General features: G+C 36.6%; 19 protein-coding genes. 8 read left to right on the top strand and 11 right to left on the bottom strand.

What is annotated here, in order from left to right; all coding sequences use genetic code 11:
- The first annotated feature begins 223 nt into the window (after positions 1-223).
- The 5 genes from V6R96_RS06495 (at position 224) to V6R96_RS06515 (ending at position 5,395) form a co-directional block, all read left to right on the top strand.
- Positions 224-1,792: an AraC family transcriptional regulator gene (locus V6R96_RS06495; protein ID WP_336378391.1), complete on the top strand. Its 1,569-nt coding sequence runs from the start codon at positions 224-226 to the stop codon at positions 1,790-1,792.
- A 215-nt stretch (positions 1,793-2,007) separates the two neighbouring features.
- Positions 2,008-3,060: a hypothetical protein gene (locus V6R96_RS06500; RefSeq protein WP_336378392.1), complete on the top strand. Its 1,053-nt coding sequence runs from the start codon at positions 2,008-2,010 to the stop codon at positions 3,058-3,060.
- Between the two features lie 478 nt (positions 3,061-3,538).
- Positions 3,539-4,561 (top strand): hypothetical protein, encoded by a 1,023-nt coding sequence (locus V6R96_RS06505; RefSeq protein WP_336378393.1) that lies wholly within the window; start codon positions 3,539-3,541, stop codon positions 4,559-4,561.
- Positions 4,562-4,754: 193 nt separating this feature from the next.
- A complete protein-coding gene (locus V6R96_RS06510) occupies positions 4,755-5,054 on the top strand; it encodes a hypothetical protein (protein ID WP_336389745.1) in 300 nt (99 codons plus the stop codon).
- Between the two features lie 11 nt (positions 5,055-5,065).
- Positions 5,066-5,395: a helix-turn-helix domain-containing protein gene (locus V6R96_RS06515; RefSeq protein ID WP_336378395.1), complete on the top strand. Its 330-nt coding sequence runs from the start codon at positions 5,066-5,068 to the stop codon at positions 5,393-5,395.
- 422 nt (positions 5,396-5,817) lie between these two features.
- On the opposite strand, the gene V6R96_RS06520 is transcribed toward V6R96_RS06515, so the two are convergent.
- On the bottom strand, positions 5,818-6,633 hold the full coding sequence (locus tag V6R96_RS06520; protein ID WP_111954719.1) for a hypothetical protein: 816 nt from the start codon (positions 6,631-6,633) through the stop codon (positions 5,818-5,820).
- A gap of 733 nt (positions 6,634-7,366) precedes the next feature.
- On the opposite strand from V6R96_RS06520, the gene V6R96_RS06525 reads away from it, so the two are divergent.
- Genes V6R96_RS06525 through V6R96_RS06535 form a run of 3 tightly spaced genes read left to right on the top strand, consistent with a single transcriptional unit; the run spans position 7,367 to position 10,536 of the window.
- The gene (locus V6R96_RS06525; protein WP_336378396.1) at positions 7,367-8,419 is read left to right on the top strand and encodes a hypothetical protein; all 1,053 of its coding nucleotides are present in this window, start codon (positions 7,367-7,369) and stop codon (positions 8,417-8,419) included.
- A gap of 10 nt (positions 8,420-8,429) precedes the next feature.
- Positions 8,430-9,467, top strand: coding sequence for a hypothetical protein (locus tag V6R96_RS06530; RefSeq protein WP_336378397.1), 1,038 nt, complete (start codon positions 8,430-8,432; stop codon positions 9,465-9,467).
- Positions 9,468-9,477: 10 nt separating this feature from the next.
- Positions 9,478-10,536, top strand: coding sequence for a hypothetical protein (locus tag V6R96_RS06535; protein ID WP_336378398.1), 1,059 nt, complete (start codon positions 9,478-9,480; stop codon positions 10,534-10,536).
- Positions 10,537-11,432: 896 nt separating this feature from the next.
- On the opposite strand, the gene V6R96_RS06540 is transcribed toward V6R96_RS06535, so the two are convergent.
- The 10 genes from V6R96_RS06540 to V6R96_RS06585 all read right to left on the bottom strand — a co-directional run bounded on the left by V6R96_RS06540 (position 11,433) and on the right by V6R96_RS06585 (position 20,963).
- The gene (locus tag V6R96_RS06540) at positions 11,433-12,254 is read right to left on the bottom strand and encodes an alpha/beta hydrolase (RefSeq protein WP_336378399.1); all 822 of its coding nucleotides are present in this window, start codon (positions 12,252-12,254) and stop codon (positions 11,433-11,435) included.
- A gap of 384 nt (positions 12,255-12,638) precedes the next feature.
- Positions 12,639-13,157: a thioredoxin domain-containing protein gene (locus tag V6R96_RS06545; RefSeq protein WP_336378400.1), complete on the bottom strand. Its 519-nt coding sequence runs from the start codon at positions 13,155-13,157 to the stop codon at positions 12,639-12,641.
- Between the two features lie 3 nt (positions 13,158-13,160).
- Positions 13,161-13,622, bottom strand: coding sequence for a redoxin domain-containing protein (locus V6R96_RS06550; RefSeq protein WP_336378401.1), 462 nt, complete (start codon positions 13,620-13,622; stop codon positions 13,161-13,163).
- 4 nt (positions 13,623-13,626) lie between these two features.
- Positions 13,627-14,328 carry a YoaK family protein gene (locus V6R96_RS06555; protein WP_336378402.1) on the bottom strand — a complete coding sequence of 234 codons (702 nt, stop codon included), beginning with the start codon at positions 14,326-14,328 and terminating at the stop codon, positions 13,627-13,629.
- Between the two features lie 25 nt (positions 14,329-14,353).
- A complete protein-coding gene (locus V6R96_RS06560) occupies positions 14,354-15,400 on the bottom strand; it encodes a cupin domain-containing protein (protein ID WP_336378403.1) in 1,047 nt (348 codons plus the stop codon).
- 298 nt (positions 15,401-15,698) lie between these two features.
- On the bottom strand, positions 15,699-16,667 hold the full coding sequence (locus V6R96_RS06565; protein WP_336378404.1) for an NAD(P)H-quinone oxidoreductase: 969 nt from the start codon (positions 16,665-16,667) through the stop codon (positions 15,699-15,701).
- Between the two features lie 27 nt (positions 16,668-16,694).
- Positions 16,695-17,138: a lipocalin-like domain-containing protein gene (locus V6R96_RS06570; protein ID WP_336378405.1), complete on the bottom strand. Its 444-nt coding sequence runs from the start codon at positions 17,136-17,138 to the stop codon at positions 16,695-16,697.
- A gap of 51 nt (positions 17,139-17,189) precedes the next feature.
- Positions 17,190-17,747: a hypothetical protein gene (locus V6R96_RS06575; protein WP_336378406.1), complete on the bottom strand. Its 558-nt coding sequence runs from the start codon at positions 17,745-17,747 to the stop codon at positions 17,190-17,192.
- 428 nt (positions 17,748-18,175) lie between these two features.
- Positions 18,176-18,727 carry an antibiotic biosynthesis monooxygenase gene (locus V6R96_RS06580; protein ID WP_336378407.1) on the bottom strand — a complete coding sequence of 184 codons (552 nt, stop codon included), beginning with the start codon at positions 18,725-18,727 and terminating at the stop codon, positions 18,176-18,178.
- 22 nt (positions 18,728-18,749) lie between these two features.
- Complete coding sequence (locus V6R96_RS06585; RefSeq protein WP_336378408.1) at positions 18,750-20,963, bottom strand: response regulator; 2,214 nt, start codon at positions 20,961-20,963, stop codon at positions 18,750-18,752.
- Positions 20,964-20,983 lie beyond the last annotated feature (20 nt).

Consider the following 20,983-nt stretch of genomic DNA (forward strand, 5'->3'; position numbering starts at 1 on the left):
ATTATAATTTTGTGACGCGAAAATTATTGTTAATCTATATATTGAAATATGAATTTTATTCTTCATTTTTGAAATATAATTTAACCATATTCTTTAATCTTTAATTTTTTTAATATTTTAAAGTATGTCAACTAACTATTCTATGTCTTTGCTATTTTGGATAAAAAGAACTTTATAATTCACTTTTATATACTATCGGAATTCCTTAAAGAAAAAATAATCAATGAAAAAAAAATTAGTTCTTCTGTATCTTGTGGCGTGTGCGCTTGTTAATGCCCAGGATTTAGATGCATATAATAAATTATATAACAAAACCTATTTAGAAACCGCTTCCAAAGATTTCAAAAAAGCACTCTATATTGCTGATTCTTTATATAAGATTTCTGGAACACCGACCCTTCAGGCAAAAAGTTTAATGCTTTCTGCTAACCTTTGCAGAGATGCGAAAGATTTTAACAGAGCCTTATCGTATGCTGAAAAAGCTGAAACAATTATTGATAATACGGATAATTTAAACTGGCAAGCACGGATTTCTCTTTTTTTAGCTGGCCAATATCGTGGTGTTGAACTCTACAGCCAGTCAAAAAAATACGCTCAAAAAACCCTCAAAACAGCTAAAATGATTAAGGATACGTTAATAGCACATAAAATCCAGGGATTAATTCTGCAGGAAATGGCCTATTACGAAATGGATCAAAAAAAATACAAGAAATCCAATCAGTATATTCAACAATCTCAGCTTCATTTCAATGTTATAAAAGAAAAAGATTTTTTTACTACTGATAACGAACAGATGCTTGGGTCTAATTATTACAATCTGAAAAATATTAATGCTTCTTTATATCATTATAAGAAGGCTCTAAACTTAGTTAAAGATTTTCCCGAAAATGAAACTACGAGCTATATTTACATTGGCCTTGCTAATGTATATTTAGAAAAAAAAAATCTGTCAAAAGCTAAACAATATCTGGATCTCGCCAAAAAAGTATCTGAAAAAACAGAAAACCTTGAACAAAAAAAAGAGATTTACACTACGGAGAAACAATATTATTTACAGACTGAAAATATTGAAAAACTAAAGGTTACAGACCAACGAAAAGACACGTTAGAGAAGAAAATAGAGTCAAAAACTCGTCAGTTTATCGATGAATCCTATACCAAGCTTGACAAAAAAATAATAAAGACAGAGAAAAAAAGTATTCAGAAAAACTATCTTATATTCATTACCGGACTTCTGCTTATTCTTATCCTTGCATTATATATAAGATCTAAAATACAACAAAGGAAAAATATTGAAAAATTTAAACAGATACTTCGAAAATCCAATATAAAAAACAGTACTGATAGTCCTATCGCCTCAGAAAAAATCGATATATCGGTTCATCAAGCAGGAAATAATGAGGCCGTTGTATTAATGAGTTCAGAAACAGAAGAAAAACTGCTTGCAAAATTGAATAAATTTGAAAAAACAAATCTCTTTAATAATAAAAATATTTCCCTTCCCTTTTTAGCAGGCCGTTTTGAAACCAATACCAAATATCTTTCTTATGTTATCAATACTCATAAAGAGAAAGACTTTAATAATTATATTAATGAGCTGAGGATTAATTACATTATTGAAAAACTCAAAAATGATCCTCAATACCGGAACTTTAAATTGGCCTCATTAGCAGATGAAGTGGGATTTTCTTCGCATAGCAAATTCAGCAAAATATTCAAGAAAGTGACTTCTTTATCTCCTTCGCTATTTATAAAATACCTGCAGGAAGAAACTCAAGAAAAAGAAGATTAAGTATTATTAATCAGAATTTTACTACACAAATATACCTTGTCTTTTTCCTGAAAAAAGCAAGGTATTTTCTTTTTCCCTAACAATTGACGGGATACTTTTGCCACACAATCAGGAAAAACAATCACTCTATAATATCCTGGTTGAGATAAAAGCTATTGCATAAATTAAGTTGATCTCATTTCCCAAACATTTTTAATTAAATCCAGAGTAAAAAAATGAAAAAACTACTATTGCTTTTTTTAGTTCCCTACGGAATTTTTGCCCAGGTCGGCATCAATACATCAACTCCTTCTGCAACTTTTGAAGTTGCAGCAAAAGAAGCAACAGGAACAATAACAACAGTAGACGGAATGCTGATTCCGAGGATCAACAGGCAAAGAGCCCAGAGTATGACCGGCATCCCAACCTCAACCCTTATTTATGTTAATGATATATCAACCGGAACACAAACCGGGAATGCCGTTAATATTGATAATACGGGCTTTTACTTTTTCAATGGAACAACTTGGACGAAACTCAATGCTAATATTTATAGTTCAGACGGAGCACTTACAGGAAACAGAACAGTGACACAAGCGGATCACACCCTGGCTTTTAACGGGACATCTACCAATGCCTTCTCTGTAAACGGCGCCACTTTCTCTGTGGATGCTGCCAATAACAGGGTAGGAATAGGAACCAGCACGCCAACAGCAAAAATGGAAATTGAATCTGGTGTAGACGGATCTTCAGGATTGAAATTTACCAATATGAACAATACAACTACACCTTTATCAAATACGTCACCACTGGGAATTGATGCTAATGGTAATGTTGTGGTACATAGCTCCATAACCACCTCATTCAGGTCGTTTAATATTAATGCAACGACTCCCACAAGTTCTTCTGTGGCTATAGGATCTTTAGAATTTCGATATCCATCTACGACCTGTACAAATACTGATTCTTATATGCAGGTAAGAACAACAACAGGAACCAATAATACGGGGATTATCCACGGAATATCTCGAACTGCACAAAATGGTTCCGGATTTATTAACAGTGTTCCCTTAACCATAACTCCGACATTTGCGAATATAGGAGCCGGAATACCAAGCAATCCTAATCCAGCTTTGATTCCTATCAATTGTACGCAGGATGGCCACGCAGAGTTTACATTCTTTTCTTATGTAGATAAAACCTTCTATAGAGTAAGTTTTCATATAGCAGATGGAGATGGACTTGGCTTTGGAGCACTAGGATATATTTTTGTAGAATTTCAAAGATAATATATTATTCTTATTAGGATTAACAACACAACAACTGATTATTGTTAGGCGTTAAGCAAGACATCAAAACAATAAGCTCATAAATTTTTGAAAATTCCTATCTATGAACTAACGGATTAACTTCTTTGATGATTCTGAAAGCACATATGATTTTTAACGATGCAGAACATCCCTCAATTTTATCTGCAGGTTACTCACATGGCCGAAGAACCGGCCATGTTTATGTTCTTGTTACTCATTAAAATTCATCTTAAATCATTTTCTCTTTTTTGTAGAAACAGCGCTTATGATAAATTTAAAAATGAATTACAAAGTATTGATATATTTACATTTATACCATTTTTATGTCTTGTCATTTTCCTGAAAACAATAAGATATTGTTTTTTCGATAATACACTATTCATCTACTTTTACATCGTTTTTAATAAGCATATCCAGGTCGTTATCAGATTCATACATCATATTTAAATTTTATAGAATGAAAAAAATCAATCTACTATTATGTTTCCTATGTACTCAATTGTTATTCTCCCAAATAGGGATCAACACAAGCAATTCAAAATCAACCTTCGATGTAACGGCAAAAACAACTGATGGCAGCAGACCGGAAGGACTTCTTGCACCAAGACTTGCTGGAGATCAGATCAAAGCCGGAGATGCACAATATACGATGGATCAAAAAGGGAACATCATCTATGCTACCTCGGCCGTAAGTATAGTATCATCAAAGACAATAAACATTACAGAAGAGGGATATTACTTTTTCGATGGAAATATTTGGCAAAAAATAAATCAGGACACCAATATTTACAAAAACAATGGAACTCTTGAATCAAACAGAGTGGTAACGATGAGCGACAAAACTCTTTCTTTTACTTCTTCTGCCACTACAGGAACCAGTCATTTTCAGGTAGACAATACTACTTTCAATATCGATGCCCTAAATAACAGAGTAGGATTGGGAACGACAGCTCCTGCTACAAGATTAGATATTGACAACGGAAGTACTCCGGGAGCAATAAAAATTGTAGATGGAACACAGGCTGAAGGTAAAGTTCTGGTTTCTGATGCGAGTGGTGTAGCCACTTGGCGTGACACTACGGGTTCTGCACTTGTTATTAACTCTACAACAGGTACCAGTGTAAATATCCCTGCGGCTATGACCTACCTTGGAGCAAACGCCGTTGTTACTACTCCAGGGTATTATATTGTTTCACCGCGTCTTATTACCGATAAAAGCCCAGCGGGTTGTGGAGCTTTTCTTGCCTATAATTTGAGCAAAAGCTCAACGGCAGCAGTAAATGTTGCATTTCCTGCGCAGGATATCCATGTACCTACCGGTTCTAGTAGTTATGACTTTATTTATACTTCGAATATCGCTTACCTGACAGCCGGAACATATTATATGCAAGTAAGAGGGTCTTCTTCTCCAGGCTGTACTACAAACACCTCAAGAGGTTCTTTTTCTCAGAATAGCTTTACATTGACATTACTTAAATAATATCTCAGCATAATTCTATCAATAAAAAATGATCCTTTAAAAAGAGAGTTCTATGTCAATCATTTATAAAAACATACACATCGGTAACCTTATTGAAAAAAGAGTATCGGAATGCAATATAAAAGTATCCCGCATATGCAATTTTTTTGATTGTATTGAGAAAGATATCGAAGAAATGTATAAACAAAAAGATATGAATACAGGTATTCTTCTAAAATGGAGCAAATTGCTGAAATATGATTTTTTCCGCATCTATACCCAACATCTGGTGCTTTTTTCACCTCCTGTTTCACCTGATAAGGAAGAGCCGGACCGAAAATCTGAACTCCCTCAATTCCGCAAAAATATTTATACCAAAGTAATGATTGATTTTATTCTGGAACTTATCAGTACAGAACAAAAAACAATACGGCAGGTCATTGACGAATATAAAATCCCAAAAACTACCCTTTATAAATGGATCAGCAAATACAAAAAAATTGATAATACTTAAAATTATTTTTATTGGAAAAACAAGGTAACCCAGACTATATAAAAATATATACAGATCTTATTGAACTAAAATATCCTGAAAAGAAATGGAAATGCCAAACAATACTGTCAAAGGACAGTCTTTCGCCATTGGATGTTATTAACCTTGAAAAAATTCTTTTTAAAAGTATAGAAAAAGAGTTTGATCATTTTAATCAGGCACACAGATCATACAATGAAAAAGTAATTCTGGAAATATTAGAGTATCAGGATAAAAACAGCCTCAACAACAGCCAGGTAGCCCGGCACTTTAAGCTCAGCAGGAATACTCTTACACGATGGAAGAGAATATATAAACTTTGATATTACAGGTGGTATGTCGTTGGATATGTAGAAAGTGTGAATAAATATGCAGAGTTCTGCTATCACATGTAACTTGATTCTCTTTTTAAATAAAGTTAAGAACTGATTATATCCAATATTAATTCACTAGGACAAATACAAAACTAATGACTACATAATCATCGTCTAATCAAAAAATCAAGATTATCTTTATAGTAATATTGGTGTGACAAAATTAACACACCATAAGGCTTATCTTATGCATTTTATCATATCATAACAGCTAGCTATAAACTACTCTCTATTGAGAATAAAAAAAATTTTAGATGCCACCAAGAATTACTTTGCTAAAAAAGCACCTGATAAGCAGGTGCGTTTTATCATATTGGTTTCACATCTGCCAATTATCGTAAAGACCGACTTTAAGAATGCTTTATGTGGTATTATCTTACTTTTTCAAGATTGAGAAGATACATTCCGTTTCCTGCACCTGGATTAAGTACCGGTGCCACCATTGTCAAAAAAATTCTATAATTCTCACCAGTACCTGTGCATACCTGATAGTTGATAAATTCGCCACCACTGGCGCCTCCCCTGTAGAATTGGGTATAAGATGTAGTTAAACTTACAATTTCAGTATCTCCCATGTTAATCCCGCTGGTAGCAACCTGAAATCCTGCTATACTTGAATTAGGAATTGATGCACCCGTATTACTTCTTAACAAAATACTTCCTTCACTTGCGTTACCATTGTGTCTCACACAGAGACTTCCAAGACAGGTTTCACTTGCCGCAGATCCAGCCGGTGTATTAGGAGTATAAGAATTTACTTGTACAACCGGGGCACCTGTACTGCCTTGTACCGCTACACATCCCCAATTGGGAGAAGCAGGGGTACCAATATTTGTCTGCAGACATTTGCTGGTAGTTGAATAGATCATTAATCCCGTTGCCGGTAAAGCGATGGCATCTCTTTGAGTATTAGTCATCCGTGGAGGAAGAAACCCCTTACTGGTTGTGTTAACTTCCACAGAGGAGGAGGAATCTGGAGCAATGGTACCCACACCTAGACTTCCTTCCGGAGTTATTATTACATCATTTACCTGCTGAATGGTAGTCGGAGTTCCTGTAGCAGGATTATCTTTTGCACCATCAACATGTAAAGGGCCTTGTGGGTTTGAGGTCAGAATACCGACCTGAGCTGTTACAAACGGATTGCATGCAACCAGAAACATTAAAAGGAGAATGTTGTTTTTCATAATAACCTAAAAACTAATAATTATACTATTTATATGAAGTTGAATTTCTTATTTGCTGCGAAAACATCTGATTTCACTGTATTAAACATGATATTTTACTTATTTTACTGATTAATATTATGAATATCTACTTGCGCTATAGATAGCATTCCTCTTAAAAAATCAGAATGAAATAAATTGTAATTTCATTTGAAAGATTTCCTACTAAAGATCACAAAAGTAGTTTTCATTATGTTATGCAGAAATATAACAAATGGTCATTTTCAGGAAAATGACCATTTATTTTTTTGCTATAATAATATTGATTTGCAATAGATTGCACTTATAATTCTTCTGAATTAGTTCCGTAAATGGTTGGAAAGATCCTCGCAACAAAGAAGTAATTTCAAAATTCTGTTTTCAGGAATGTTTTGTCTTAGTTAATCATTAAATTTATCTTAAAGTAACTTTGTAAAAAGCTTTTGTTACAAAAGTTATTTTTTAATATAACACATTACAATACAAATACTTATGTATTTATTGTATTTTAACTTATTCCCGAAAAAGACAAGATATTATCTTTTTACCAGCCCTATACTTTTCTACTTTTGTCCATATTTTATTTTATCTGCATACTCAGCAATTTTAAATAATCAACAAAACCGTTTTGTAATCATGCATTTTATTTACCCTTTTTTATTTCAGGTAATAAAACAATTACAAAAATAAGTATACATAAAACTAACATTAAGGCATGAAAAAATTATTGACCACTTTAGGAGTGCTTACTGCATCCCTGATTTCCGCTCAAATAGGAATCAACACAGATAAGCCCAATGCGGCCTTAGATATTGTGTCGGATAAAAGTGGAGTTTTAATTCCCAGAATGACTGCCGCTCAAATAGAACAAATCAATACGCCAACTGAAGGGGAGCTGGTTTTCAGTACAACTAATACGGGTAGTGTGGTTAATACTATTGGATTTTGGTATTTTGACGGCACTACCTGGAACCCCATTATCGCCAATAATTCAATAGGTGAGAATATTTATAATTCTGATGGCATTCTTACTGGCAACAGAATTGTAAGTCTTAACAATCATGATATGAATATCGGACCCGACAAACTGTTTATATCCGGAAGTACAGGTAATATTGGAGTTAACACCAATCTTCCAACAGAAAAATTAGACGTTAACGGAGGAATGAGAATCCGTAGTCTGTTTAAAGGAAATGTGATCACCCAGGGAGATGGTTTACTGTCTTTTGATACAGGGTTGATTAACCATTATGGGGATATCCAATATTCCTATCTTCCTACAGATCATGAAGGTTGGTATTTGCTTAATGGCAGAGCACTTTCTACATTACCAGTAAGTGTTCAATCAAGAGCTACAGCTCTTGGGCTTGCAGGAAATCTTCCCAATGCTACAGGAAGATATATTAAACAAGGTCCCCCCGGAACACTGAGCGGAGCGGCAAGCGTAGTTCTTTCCCGAGCTAATTTACCCAATTTTGTTCTTAGCGGAAATACAACAACTTTGTATCATAGTCATCCTCTGGTAAGCCCGGGTGCAGCACAGGTAAGAGGAACGGATATTCTACAAACTGTTAATGGTAATGCCAATTCATGGGAATTGGCAGGAGGGGCAATAGTGGGATCAATACTTTCTGAGGGAACTTATACAAGTTCAGCATCGGGAGCACACAATCACACTGTCACTATACCTACCGGAGGAACTGGAGCTGCTATCGCGTTGAATCCTGACTACATACAGCTTAATTACTTTATTTATTTAGGAATTTAAAAATTAAATTATGTTTAGTAAAACTTCGATTAATATTATATCTATACTCAATCTTCTTTTTTTTCTTCCGGCCAGTGCACAGCGTGTAGGTGTTGGTACAGCCAATCCCAATGCAGCATTGGATGTCAGCTCCACTACACAAGGCATACTCATCCCCAGAATGACTGCCCTACAGGCAGAAGCCATTACAACACCTGCTACAGGAGAATTGGTTTACGTAACTACAAACAACGGTATTGTTATTAATAAAACAGGCTTCTGGTATTATGACAATACAGTATGGCGTCCCTTTGGAGGAAGCTCCCAGCCAGTTATCAACATTTATAATAATAATGGCACTCTGACTTCCGATCGTACCGTAACAATGAACGGGCGCAATTTATCATTTGATACAGATAAGCTTTCGATTCACTCTGTGGAACAGAGAATAGGAATTGGAAACGATACTCCGGGTTACACGGTAGATGTAAATGGAGATATGCGTGTTAGAAGTCTTACAGGCGGAAATGTAAAAGCTCTCTCAGACGGAACTTTATCTGTTGGCCCTAAAGTAGCTTATGGCACTGTTAAAGAATCTCTGCGTTCAAATGACCACAATGGCTGGTATAAACTTGACGGCCGGGCTGTAACGACACTCCCAGCCATTGCACAAAGTAATGCTTCAGCAATAGGACTTGGCAGTACGTTGGTAAATACCAATGGAAGACTCATGAAACAAGGAACTCCATTTACTGCAGGAGGTTCTGATACGACAACACTGACCAGAGCTAACCTTCCTAATGTTAATTTAACAGGAGTAACATCGACAGCAGCAGCACATACGCATTCGTTAACTGCCGGCGGATACAATTTTGCTCAAAATGCGGCTGGTAACGCGTATGTCTTTAGAGCGGGAAGGGGAACGGTGTCCGGAACTACAACGATAACCTTACCTGCTGCCGGTGCACACAGCCACACCGGCACCGTTAATACGGGCGGAAGCGGAACTCCCCTTACTATCGTGCCGCAAAATATATCATACAGCTACTTTATTTACTTAGGACAATAAAATTAAATCAATGAAAAGAATAATTATACTATTTATTTTTTCTTTAGGATTATCTATACCTTCTCTGGCACAAAAGCCATTAATTGGAATAGGAACGGCTAATCCTCGAGCAGTATTGGATATAGTTTCCACTAATAACGGAATCTTAATTCCCCGTCAAGCCGCTTTTCAGATTGAAAGCATGCAAAATCCTGATGAATCAGAGCTGGCTTATTCGTTAACAGATAACGGAGTGATAATTACCAGAAAGGGATTTTGGTATTTTCGTTCAGGAACCTGGTTTCCTCTTACAGGAGACGGGAGTAATAATGAAAACATTTATACTGTAAACGGGACTTTAACATCAAACCGGCAAGTCAATCAGGATGGAAAACAACTTAATATAGGTCCGGGATTCCTTTATCTGGATGGAACCTCTTCTACTATGGGAGTACTTACTACTTCTCCCACTCAAACCATTGATGTAGACGGTACTGTCAGAATTCAAACTCTTAACAAGGTAGCCGGTGTTATATCTACTGCGCAGGGTGTACTTATGCATAATCCTGACTTTTTTGATGTGGGAGATGTAAAACCTTCATTGATTACAGCCGATCATGATGGGTGGTATCTGCTGGACGGAAGAAATATTAGCACACTTCCGGAAACAGCCCAAAATAATGCATCAAATATATTAGGAATAACCACGTTGCTGCCCAATGCGGCAGGTCGATATTCTATGGGAACCACAGCAACTCCCGGTGCAGTTTCAGGAAGTAGTACAGCAACTCTTACCAGGTCCAATCTACCCAATGTCAACCTCAGCTATACAGCCGATGCGGAAGCGGGGCATTCCCATACAATGACTTATCAAAGGATCAGAACTACTACCGCGTTTGGCGGCGGAAATAATATCCATGTATACTGGCTCGCAGGAACGGTTGTCGGAGGTGGGGGATTCTATAATATAACTTCTTCATCAATCGGACATAATCACACTTATACGGTGAGCACCGGAGGAGCTGCAACTCCTATCAACATACAGCCGGCAGCATTAAACACTAATTATTTTGTTTATTTAGGGCAATAACAAATCTACTAAATAAAGAATATAGAGCCAACAGAACGAAACTTCAGAAAATAAGTCCTAAATCAGAATGTGGAATTATGGATTGCTATACAGTAGCCGACATAACCGATTATCTGGACAGCTATCTAGGTTTTTCATTATCCAGATGAGAATCTAACTCCGCATCAAGCATCTGTTTTACAGTTTTCCTATGCGGTTCTTCGAGGAAACATAAATATGTCTAGAATATGGCAATATCAAATTATGTTATTTCAAACGAATACAAGATATATCGTCTTTGTTATTTTAATTTTACATTTGTTAATATTAATCTATTAAAAGATAATTAGGCTCTCTATCGGCTTAGGGGGTAGAAGATAAGATTAGCAAAGCACTAAAAATCGTTGGAAATATTTCAGAGAGATATATAAAAGCTAGCACTATGGATAAACGAGCGATCGTGAGTTTGATATACCCTGAAAAGATAATTTTTAATGGAAGCTATTTTCAAACTACCAAAATTAACTCTTTTGTTCATGCTATCTTATTGATTAGAGGGGAATTATCTCAACAAAAAAAACGGGAATTTAAATTCAAAAAATCTAAATCCCCGTCTTGTGACCAAGACGAGCGTATCTTCAAACACTTTTCTCGATGATTTGGTTCGGTTGAGCCAAATAAAGCAGGAATTACAAAACTCATTTTTATCAACCAATTTATTTAAATTAAACTGTAGTGAAATGTAATTCCAAACATTTAAATGTTAAGTATCTGTAGTGTGCCCCTTATTTGTTTAGTTTTCTTTATTTGTCTCTTACCGTACAAAACCGAGGTGTGGCCAAATATTTTTATATTTGATAAACTTAACTCAGATTAAATCAATGCGATTCACTTTTCATTTGTATATATTTCTGATTTTAAGCCTCAATAAACTCCAAAAGATCTTTATTAATAGTAGCTGCTTCCGTAGTTGGCATTCCGTGAGGGAAACCAGGATACGTAATTAACTTTCCGTTTTTCAACAGTTTTGCAGATTTTATCGCAGAATTTTCGATAGGAACAATCTGGTCATCTTCACCATGAAGAACTAAAACTGGAATATCCACTGACTTCAAATCTTCAGTAAAATCAGTCTCAGAAAACGCTTTGATACCGTCATAATGAGCCACAATTCCGCCCATCATTCCCTGTCTCCACCAGTTTCTTTGAACACCTTCTTTCACGTCTGCACCTTCTCTGTTATATCCGTAGAAAGGGAAAGTCAGATCAATATAAAATTGATTTCTGTTGTTCAAAGTCTGGTCTCTGATATTGTCAAAAACTTCCATAGGAACACCATCAGGATTGGTCTCACTTTTCACCATAATTGGCGGAACTGCACTGATTAAAACTGCTTTCTTTGCTCTTCCATTAGCATATTTATTGACATAACGGATAACTTCACCACCTCCAGTTGAGTGACCAATGTGGATAACATCTGTCAATCCTAGGAAATCTACCAATTCCGCCGCGTCAGAAGCATATTGCTCAATCGTGTGGTTGTAGATATTCTGGCTGGAACGTCCGTGACCTCTTCTATCGTGAGTTACGACTCTGTAACCTCTTTGTAGGAAGAAAATAACCTGTGCATCCCAATCGTCTGATGATAATGGCCATCCGTGGTGAAACATTAATACAGGTCCTTCTCCCTGATCTTTATAAAAAATCTCTGTTCCGTCTTTTAATTGTAATGTGCTCATAATTTACTTTTTTAGTTTTTGTGATTAATTTATTTTAATATTTTGTTGTCTTAATTCTTTAGCAAATGTAGGTCTGCAAAATTCAATCCATCTTAACCTAGGTTAAAATCGTCTATTTAGATGAAATTTTTATTTGACTACGTCGAACCATTTCATTAGGTTGGGCAGCTTTATCCGCCTTCCGTTCCCAATCTTTTTTGCCAACGTTTTCAGTGAAGTAGAACTCGAAGGCCACGCAAAAAAGGATTTCCACTCAAGTCGGGCTGCAGATTCAGTTTAAAACACGAGATTTCATTGTAAAGAAAGCTTATGTGTTCTTATTTTGCATTTCTATGGAAACTTAAGATTAATTAAATGTCAAAAAACTTTTGTGCCTTTTGTGATTTAACTCTCAGTATTCTCTCTCAAAAGTTCAATCAAATCTTCCGCACCGCCATCAAATTTCTTTCCATTCACAAAGAAAGAAGGGGTTCCGTTCACGCCGCTTACGATTCCGCTTTCAAAATCTGAATCAACTTTGTCTGCCAACGCTGTACTTTCCAAATCCTTTTCAAATTGTGGAATATTCAGTTTTAATTGTTCTGCAAGCTTCATCAGCAAGCTCCCATTCAAGTCTCTCTGATTTTCATAAATCGCATCGTGCATTTCCCAAAATTTCCCCTGAAGATTGGCTGCTTCCGCTGCGATTGCTGCTGGTCTAGCATATTGATGCATTTCAGACAATGGGAAGTTTCTGAAAACAAATTTGATTTGACTTCCATATTCCTTCATCAATTCTTTCAGAACCGGATAAGCAGCACCACAATATGGACATTGATAATCACCGTATTCTACGATAATGAGGTCGGCTTCTAAGTTGCCTTGTGCGTGGTCAGTCTGGCTGACGGCTGGTTTTAGTGACATAATTTATTTTGTGTTAAGGGTTTCTAAAGCGTCTAAAATTCCATCTGCTCCTGGATTAATTGCCGTTGGAGACAGATAACTCCATTCAATAATGCCTTCTTTATTAATGATGAAAAGAGCTCGTTTACATTCACCTTCTTCCTCATCGTAAACACCATATTTTTTGGCAGTTTCTCCTTTTGCTTCAAAATCTGCTAATAATGGAAAATGTAAATTTCTGGATTGTGCAAATGCCAGGTGACACCATTTGCTGTCTACAGAAATTCCGAAGATCTCTGCATCGTATTTTTTGAAGAACTTCAAAGTTTCATTATACAAAGCCATTTGGTCGCTGCAAACCGGACTCCAGTCGGCAGGATAAAAAGCGAGAATGACATTCTTTCCTTTGAATTCTGAAAGTGTAATTTTCTGGTCGGGCGTTGCATACAATGTAAAATCTGGAGCAACATCGTTTTTCTGTAACATTATATTAGTTTTTAGAGTTAAATTTTGAGATCAATAATCCACAAGTCATCAGTAATAAAGCAGGAAAAGTAAAAGTCCATTTTCCAAAATAATCGAGTAGGAAAGGGGCAATAGATGCGCCTGATAAAAAGCCAATCCACAACAGCAAAAGATGAACAGCATTGGATGTGTATTCTTTTTTTTCTGCTTTATTTTCAGTCATCATCATCATTGCAGTGTTCCTTGCCAGGCTGTTCAAAGTTCCGGTCACGAAATCTGTGTTCACTTTTTGATTTCCGACAGAAGTCACAATTGTGTTCATCATTCCCATTGAAAATCCAACGATTGCAATGGATAGCATATTGTTAATATCGTAAAAATAAGCAATTATTGAATAGAAAATAAGAATTCCTGAAACAAGATAAAATGTTAATATTGGGTTCTTACTTCTCTTCCGTAATGAAAGACAGGTTCCTGCATAAATTCCTAATAAAAAACAACTTATGACTGTAATTGATGTAATAATGATTCCATAGTTCTCAGTTGAAATGGCCGTTCCCAATGAAGTTGTATTTCCACTCATAAAAGAGACGTACGTTTTCCATTGTATCAATCCTGTTGCATCGATATATCCGGCAATCAAAGCTAAAAATATGGCCAATCTCTCTTGCGTCTTAATCGATTCAGATGAAACGGAAGTGTTTGTTTTAATGCCAGAATTATCCATTATTTAGAGAGATTTAATTCTAATCTTATTTCTCAGGCTGAATGAAAACTTTCTCAGTCGGGAATTTTTCAATTTCACCTTCTTTCAAACCGAAATTCGTTATTACAACATCTTTCGGATTTCCGGAAAGCCATTCGCTTAAGTCAATTGATTCATATTTTCCGCTGTTGAATCCTATCAGAATCCGGCAAACCGTGTTGCCTGTATTTTTGATGTAATGTCCGGCTCCCATTGGAACGTAACCCACATCTCCTGCACTGAACTGCTCTGTAACGCAGGTAGATTCTGCTAAAAAAACCGACATCTCCGCTTGTCCTGAAATAAAATATTGCCATTCATCCGCATTCGGATGCCAGTGCATTTCTCTCAAAGCACCCGGCTGCAATTCCAAAATAGAACCCGACATTGTACTGCTGATGGGGAATTCTTTACTCGTTACCAATCTCTGCAAACCTCCGCCCGGAACAATTCTCGGTTGTTGAGAATGCAAAGGATAACGGTGAAAACTGGTTAATTCAATATCCGATTCATCAGGTCTTGCTGCTGCAACAAAAGACATTTCATCCGGAACAATTCCTGATGCGAAATATGCTTCTTTCTGAGGTAAAGCCGCCACTTCTTCTAAAGTTAAGCCTAAATTCTGAGCCACGATTTCAGGGGGTACACTTGAAACAAAATCGGTTACGCTGAAGGTGTGGTCTTCAGAAAAATTACCGTTGTCAAAAATTAAAATAAAATGACATTCTTCCGTTCCAGTTGCCTGAATCGAGTGACCATAACCTTTTGGAAAATACCATACATCACCCGGTTCAAAATTATCTGTGTAGCTATGACCGTCCGGATGAATAATCGTGGTACGCACTGTTCCCGAAATCACATAAGCCCATTCAGCTGCATTCGCGTGCCAGTGCAATTCTCGCATACTTCCCGGTTGCAGTCTCATAGAAACGCCGGCAATGCCGATAGAAGCAGGGAAATCTTTTACGGAGGCACCTCTTGTAGTTCCGCCATCGTTGGTTCTTGGTTCTTTTTTTTCTAATTCGTATTTGAAACTTAATGATGCAGTATTCATAATGATAATTTTTTGCGATTAATGATAGATTGTCTTTATTTCTAGTGTAAAGCTACTTCAGAATGATGCGGTTTTGAGGTGCTTTTCGGTGAATGGGCAAAATGAGTCGGTGGGAATTTGAAAGGAATAGTTGGTGTCTTTAGAGTAGAGAAAATAGATAATAGATGAAAGCCTTTCGATTTGAATTTTATTAATTGGAAAAATCTTAATGACGTTGTTTTTAATAAAAATCCTTCACAATTTCGGATTGCGAAGGATTAAAATTCGGGTTAAATTATTAATGAATCTATTAGTTGCTTTATCTCACAAGAATAATTTTGCCTGTATGCGAACCGTCGTCAAGCAATCGGTGCGCTTCTGAAGCTTCAGAAAAAGAAAATGTTTTAAAAATAACAGGTCTGAACTGTTTAGATTCTATCAAAGGCCAGACATTTTTCTGAATCTCTTTGGCCAATTGTTTTTTGAACTCATATTCCCGGCTTCTCAAAGTACTTCCTGTGATAGTAAGTCTTTTTATCATCACTTTCCAAATGTCCAGATCAACCTTACTGCCACTTACCGCATTGATGTGAACCAATCTGCCCTCAGGTCTTAAAATATTGATGTTTTTGGCTAAATAATCACCCCCAATCATATCCAGAATAACATCTACACCTTCGCTTTGAAGTTCGGTCTCAAAATTCTGTGTTTTATAATTAATGCATGAATCTGCGCCGAGTTCAAGACATTTCTGGCCTTTTTCATCAGAACCTACGGTGACAATTACTTTTGAACCCAAAGCGTGAGCAATCTGAATTCCCGTGATTCCAATCCCGCTGTTCCCACCGTGGAGCAAAAGGGTTTCTCCTGGTTGAAGATTTCCTCTCTGAAAAACATTAGACCAAACTGTAAAGACTGTTTCCGGTAAGCTTGCCGCCTCAGCAAAACTTAAATCTGCCGGGATTGGTAAACATTGACCTTCCCTCACAGCGACATATTCTGCGTAACCGCCACCTGCAAGAAGTGCACAAACTTTGTCTCCAACGGTGAAATCTACAACATCAGGTCCGCATTTTACAATGGTTCCGGCCACTTCCAGCCCAGGAATATCGGCTGCAACTCCATCTGGAGCAGGATAATTGCCTTCACGCTGGAAAACATCGGGACGGTTGATTCCTGCGGCTTTCACTTCGATTAAGACTTCGTCTCCGGATATTTCGGGAGTAGGATATTCCTGTAATTTCAATACTTCAGGAGAGCCATATTGTGTAATAACGATTGCTTTCATTTTTTCAATTTTAATATCAGACTAATTTCAAACTCTTTTCCAGGTCAGTTGGTGAGTCACCAATCGGGAATTGCTGGTGAACGGCTTCTCACTTTCAAGATGCAGAAAACCATCTTTAAAGATAACGATTCTATTTTGCGTCTGTCCTGTCCAATTGGGAAAAAGCGAGATGTACATTGTGTGGCTCACCAATTGTTTTTCATTATCCGTTTTGAATGGCCCCGAATACGCAAGATAGGTTGAACCTTCCTGTGTATGTTCTTCCGGAGTGGCATTGGTCCAATGTTCCTGATGAAAGTTTTCCCGGTGCGTATCCATAATTTGTGCCGACATATAACCGTCAGGATTGTAAATAATCAATCCTTTCGGATTTTCGCCCATCGGATGGATAATTTCTCCGCCATTGACAGGAACTTCGATGAGTTCTACCAAGGTCCAAGTTCCTAAGAGTTTATTAAATAATGTTTCCATAATTTTAAAATGAAATAAGCGTACCGAAATACGCTCATTATGTCTTTAAAATTAAAAAGGTTGATTATATTTTCCGGTCAACGCTTTGTTTTCTATACTTTTTGCAAAATTGGGCGTTTCTTCGTGGTTGTGGGCGTCAGAAGCAGCTTGTCTTGAAGCGGCGGCATCAGCAAGATTCACGTTGTGTTCTTTTAAGTATTCGAACATTTCAGGTGTGGCGGTCGCGTGAATTTCGTTGGTATACAATGTCATGTGATCATCAATTTTTGTGGCTTTCAGTTCCCATAAAACCTGAACTTTGGTACGGCCGCCTTTGGTGATGGAATCTGAGATGGATAACATTCTGCAGTAATCCGGACGGTGCTCTACCGTTACATAATGCTGAACCATCAAAGCATCTCCGATTGTTTCGACGTTTAAAGAAACCGGTTCGCCATCATACGTGGTAGAAATGGCTGCTCCGATGTGCTGCGTAGAACATCTCTGATATTCTGCATCGGGAAGGTTGAGCAGCCAATCTGCGATGTTTACTTTTTCGATTGGGGCATTAATAATCGCTGTAACTGTAGAGTGAGATAATGCGTTTTCTGGTGTTTGAATGATTTCCATAATGTTTAAAGTTTAATTGTTTGTATATGCTAATTTGATGATGTAAAGCTACATTCAACAAATTTCAAAATCAATTGGTGCTCGATGAACAGGCGGAAACTGTCGTTGAATGAGAAAATAAGATTGTAATATTCCGCAGATTATTTTATGCAAAGGAAAAGGTTGTTTTGTTTCAAACAGGTTGAGGGAAACAAAACACAAAGTAAGTTGGTCCCAAACAGGGTTGATTTAAATAAAAGTAAAAGTCATTTAGTTACAAAACGGTCTGCGGGAAACTAAACATAAAGTTGTTTTGTCTTAAACAGTTTGTTTGGAGAAAAAGTAAATGATGCTTGAGTTTAAACAAGTTGTTTTGAATAAGCTTTAAAACAAAAAAAATCCCTCCCAATTCTGTTTGAGACGGATTTTACTTTAAAACTAAATTCTAATTATTTATAAAGCCATTTCCTAATCAACTTAGTATAATTCGGCATCACCACATAAATCACCAGAAAAACCAGACAGCCGGTACTCACCAACGTATCAAAATACCGATTGGCAGGAATATTCATTAATCGTAAGGAGGGTAATAAAAGCAATTGCATCAGCAATGATAAGGGATAAATAGCAGACCAGGTTGCTAAATATTGTTTCCATCGAACAGGAACTTTGTTGTCTGTTTTTTCGCCATAAAAAAGAAAATCCAGTCCCGATTTGATATCGTAATTGTCTTCTTTTGTGAATAAAGGATGGGCTTTGTCAATCAATTTTCTTCTGGTATCGGATTCCATCCAGTTTCTGAGATTTTCAATCGTATCAAAGCGGATAATCACTGTGTAAACAAAAGTGAGATTTGGAATAGGGCGAACAATTTGCCAATCGATAAAACCTTTGGCGCTTTTGGAAATGGGCAGAATTTCATCGAGCCATTTTTCGTATTCGGTTTGTTTGCCGTCGAGAACGTGATGGGTGATGACCACAGATGCGCCCTGAGTTTTCATAATAAAATTGGTTTTTAATGAATCAATGATTGATGGATTTCATAAATAATTTAGTTTCGAAGAAAGATTTCAGCAAAATATCTTTCACCTCTTCCAAAGCTTGTGTTGAAGCTGGATTATCGTCGACTGTTAATTCTAAAATATCTAGTTTCTCCTCTAATAAAGGAAGCAAACCCATTATAGCCACACTCGATTTTAGATCGTGTGCTCTTAATTTTAGCAATTTAAAATCTTTGTTATCATAAGCTAGCTTCAGTTCCTGCAAATGAGTAGGGACTTTATCTAAAAATTGTTGTGTCACTGTTCTTTCAAAATCCTTGTCTTCATTACTTATAGACTTCAAATAAGTAAGGTCGATGAACTCATAGCTAGAAGCGATTTCTTCGATTTTCGTTTCCGTTTTTTCGTTTTCTTTTAATCCGAAATTGGAGATTAATTTGAATAATTCTTCTTCTTTGATAGGTTTAGAAATGTACTCGTTCATTCCACGGCTCATACATCTTTCGCGTTCGCCTGCCAAAGCGTGTGCGGTCATTGCGATGATTGGAGTGTTCAGTTTCAGTTCTTCACGAATTGTCTGCGTGGCAACGTAACCATCCATTTGTGGCATTTGAATATCCATTAAAACCAAATCACATTCGTTATTTCTGAGAAATTCTACCGCTTCCAGACCATTGTTTGCCATATCAAAATTGATATTCCATTGTGAGAGAAGATGTTTCATCAGACTTTGATTGATAGCGTTGTCATCCACGATTAACACTTTCAAAGGTGCGTTTGTTTTATCTTTAAAATAATTTGTATCAACTGTAGGAATTATATTCAGCTGTTCTTTTGCAATTGTATAAGGAATATAAAAATGGAAAGTCGTGCCTTTTCCCTGTTCGCTTATCACTTCAATATCGCCTTTCTGTAAGTGAATCAGATTTTTCACAATCGATAAACCAAGTCCTGTTCCACCGTAATTTCTGGTCGTTGAATCTTCTCCCTGATTGAATCTTTCAAAAACTTCAGTGAGTTTTTCTTTATCAATTCCGATGCCTGTGTCTAAAACTTTGAAGCCGACAATGATTTCGTTTTCGGTTTGCTGTTTATTGTAAATTTCGATATTGATAGTTCCCTGATGTGTAAATTTGATGGCATTTCCGATGAGGTTGACCAAAATCTGAGTGAGTCTCGTTGCGTCGCCATTCAAAGTATCGGGAATTGAAGTATCGATTTTGCTGGAAATCGTCAATCCTTTTTCCTTAGCTCGTTCAACAAAAAATGTTTCCACAGAATTCACCAATCCATTGATGCTGAATATACCTTTGGTAATGCGCATCATTCCGGCTTCGATTTTTGATAAATCTAAAATGTCATTGATAATAGCCATCAGATTTTCTCCGGAACGTTGAATGGATGAGACAAATTCTTTAGAGGTTTCATCCAAAGGTCTTTTCTGCAAAAGATTGGTAAAGCCTAAAATTCCGCTCAAGGGCGTTCTGATTTCGTGACTCATATTGGCTAGAAAATTTTCTTTGGTTTGTGCAGCAACCAATGCTTTTTTCTCTGCAACATCCAATTCCTGAATCAAAAGTCTCTGACGTTTGAACTGACGTAGAATATGATAACCGACAATGGAACCGCCCAAAATCAAAAGAATCAATAAGGAAATATCATACAATCTCGCTTTTTGTCCCATTGCTTCAGTCTCTTTGCTGAGGCCAATCATATGAAGTTTTCTGCTTTCGTAAATTTTAGCAGTGATGGACGTGATTTCGTTCGAAATTTTTCGAGCTCTTGGATTGGCAATGGAAGTGTTGTCGTCCATATTTCCAAGGGTGTGATAGCGAAGCAGTAATTTGTCTTTCGTTGTTTTCTTTTCCATCGCAAGAACGCTCAATCTGTGAATCAACCTTTCTTCAACGCCGTCTGAATTATCTTTGGAAAGTGAATCGAGAAAGTTTTCTATCTGACTGATTTTTTGGTCGATTCCTTCGAGATGAGTCGTATCGTTGGTCGCAATAGAAGCTCGGATTCTGCTTTCAACGCCAAGAATATCGCGGTCGATTTCACGCAAATGATTGCTGGAACGCAATTCGTTGAGAAGTCGGTTGTTATTTTGAATGAGTTCTTTGGTATTTTTAGCCGAATTGATTTGAACTGCTATCAATAGGAGAGAACCCGCAATAAATGTGAGGATGATGAAATAACTGAACCGTCTGTTTCCCATTATTGAGGATATTTTTTTCATAAGTGCTTATAATTAATATT

Origin of the sequence: Chryseobacterium sp. CCNWLW53, assembly GCF_037083525.1 — a bacterium.
Taxonomy (GTDB): domain Bacteria; phylum Bacteroidota; class Bacteroidia; order Flavobacteriales; family Weeksellaceae; genus Chryseobacterium; species Chryseobacterium lathyri.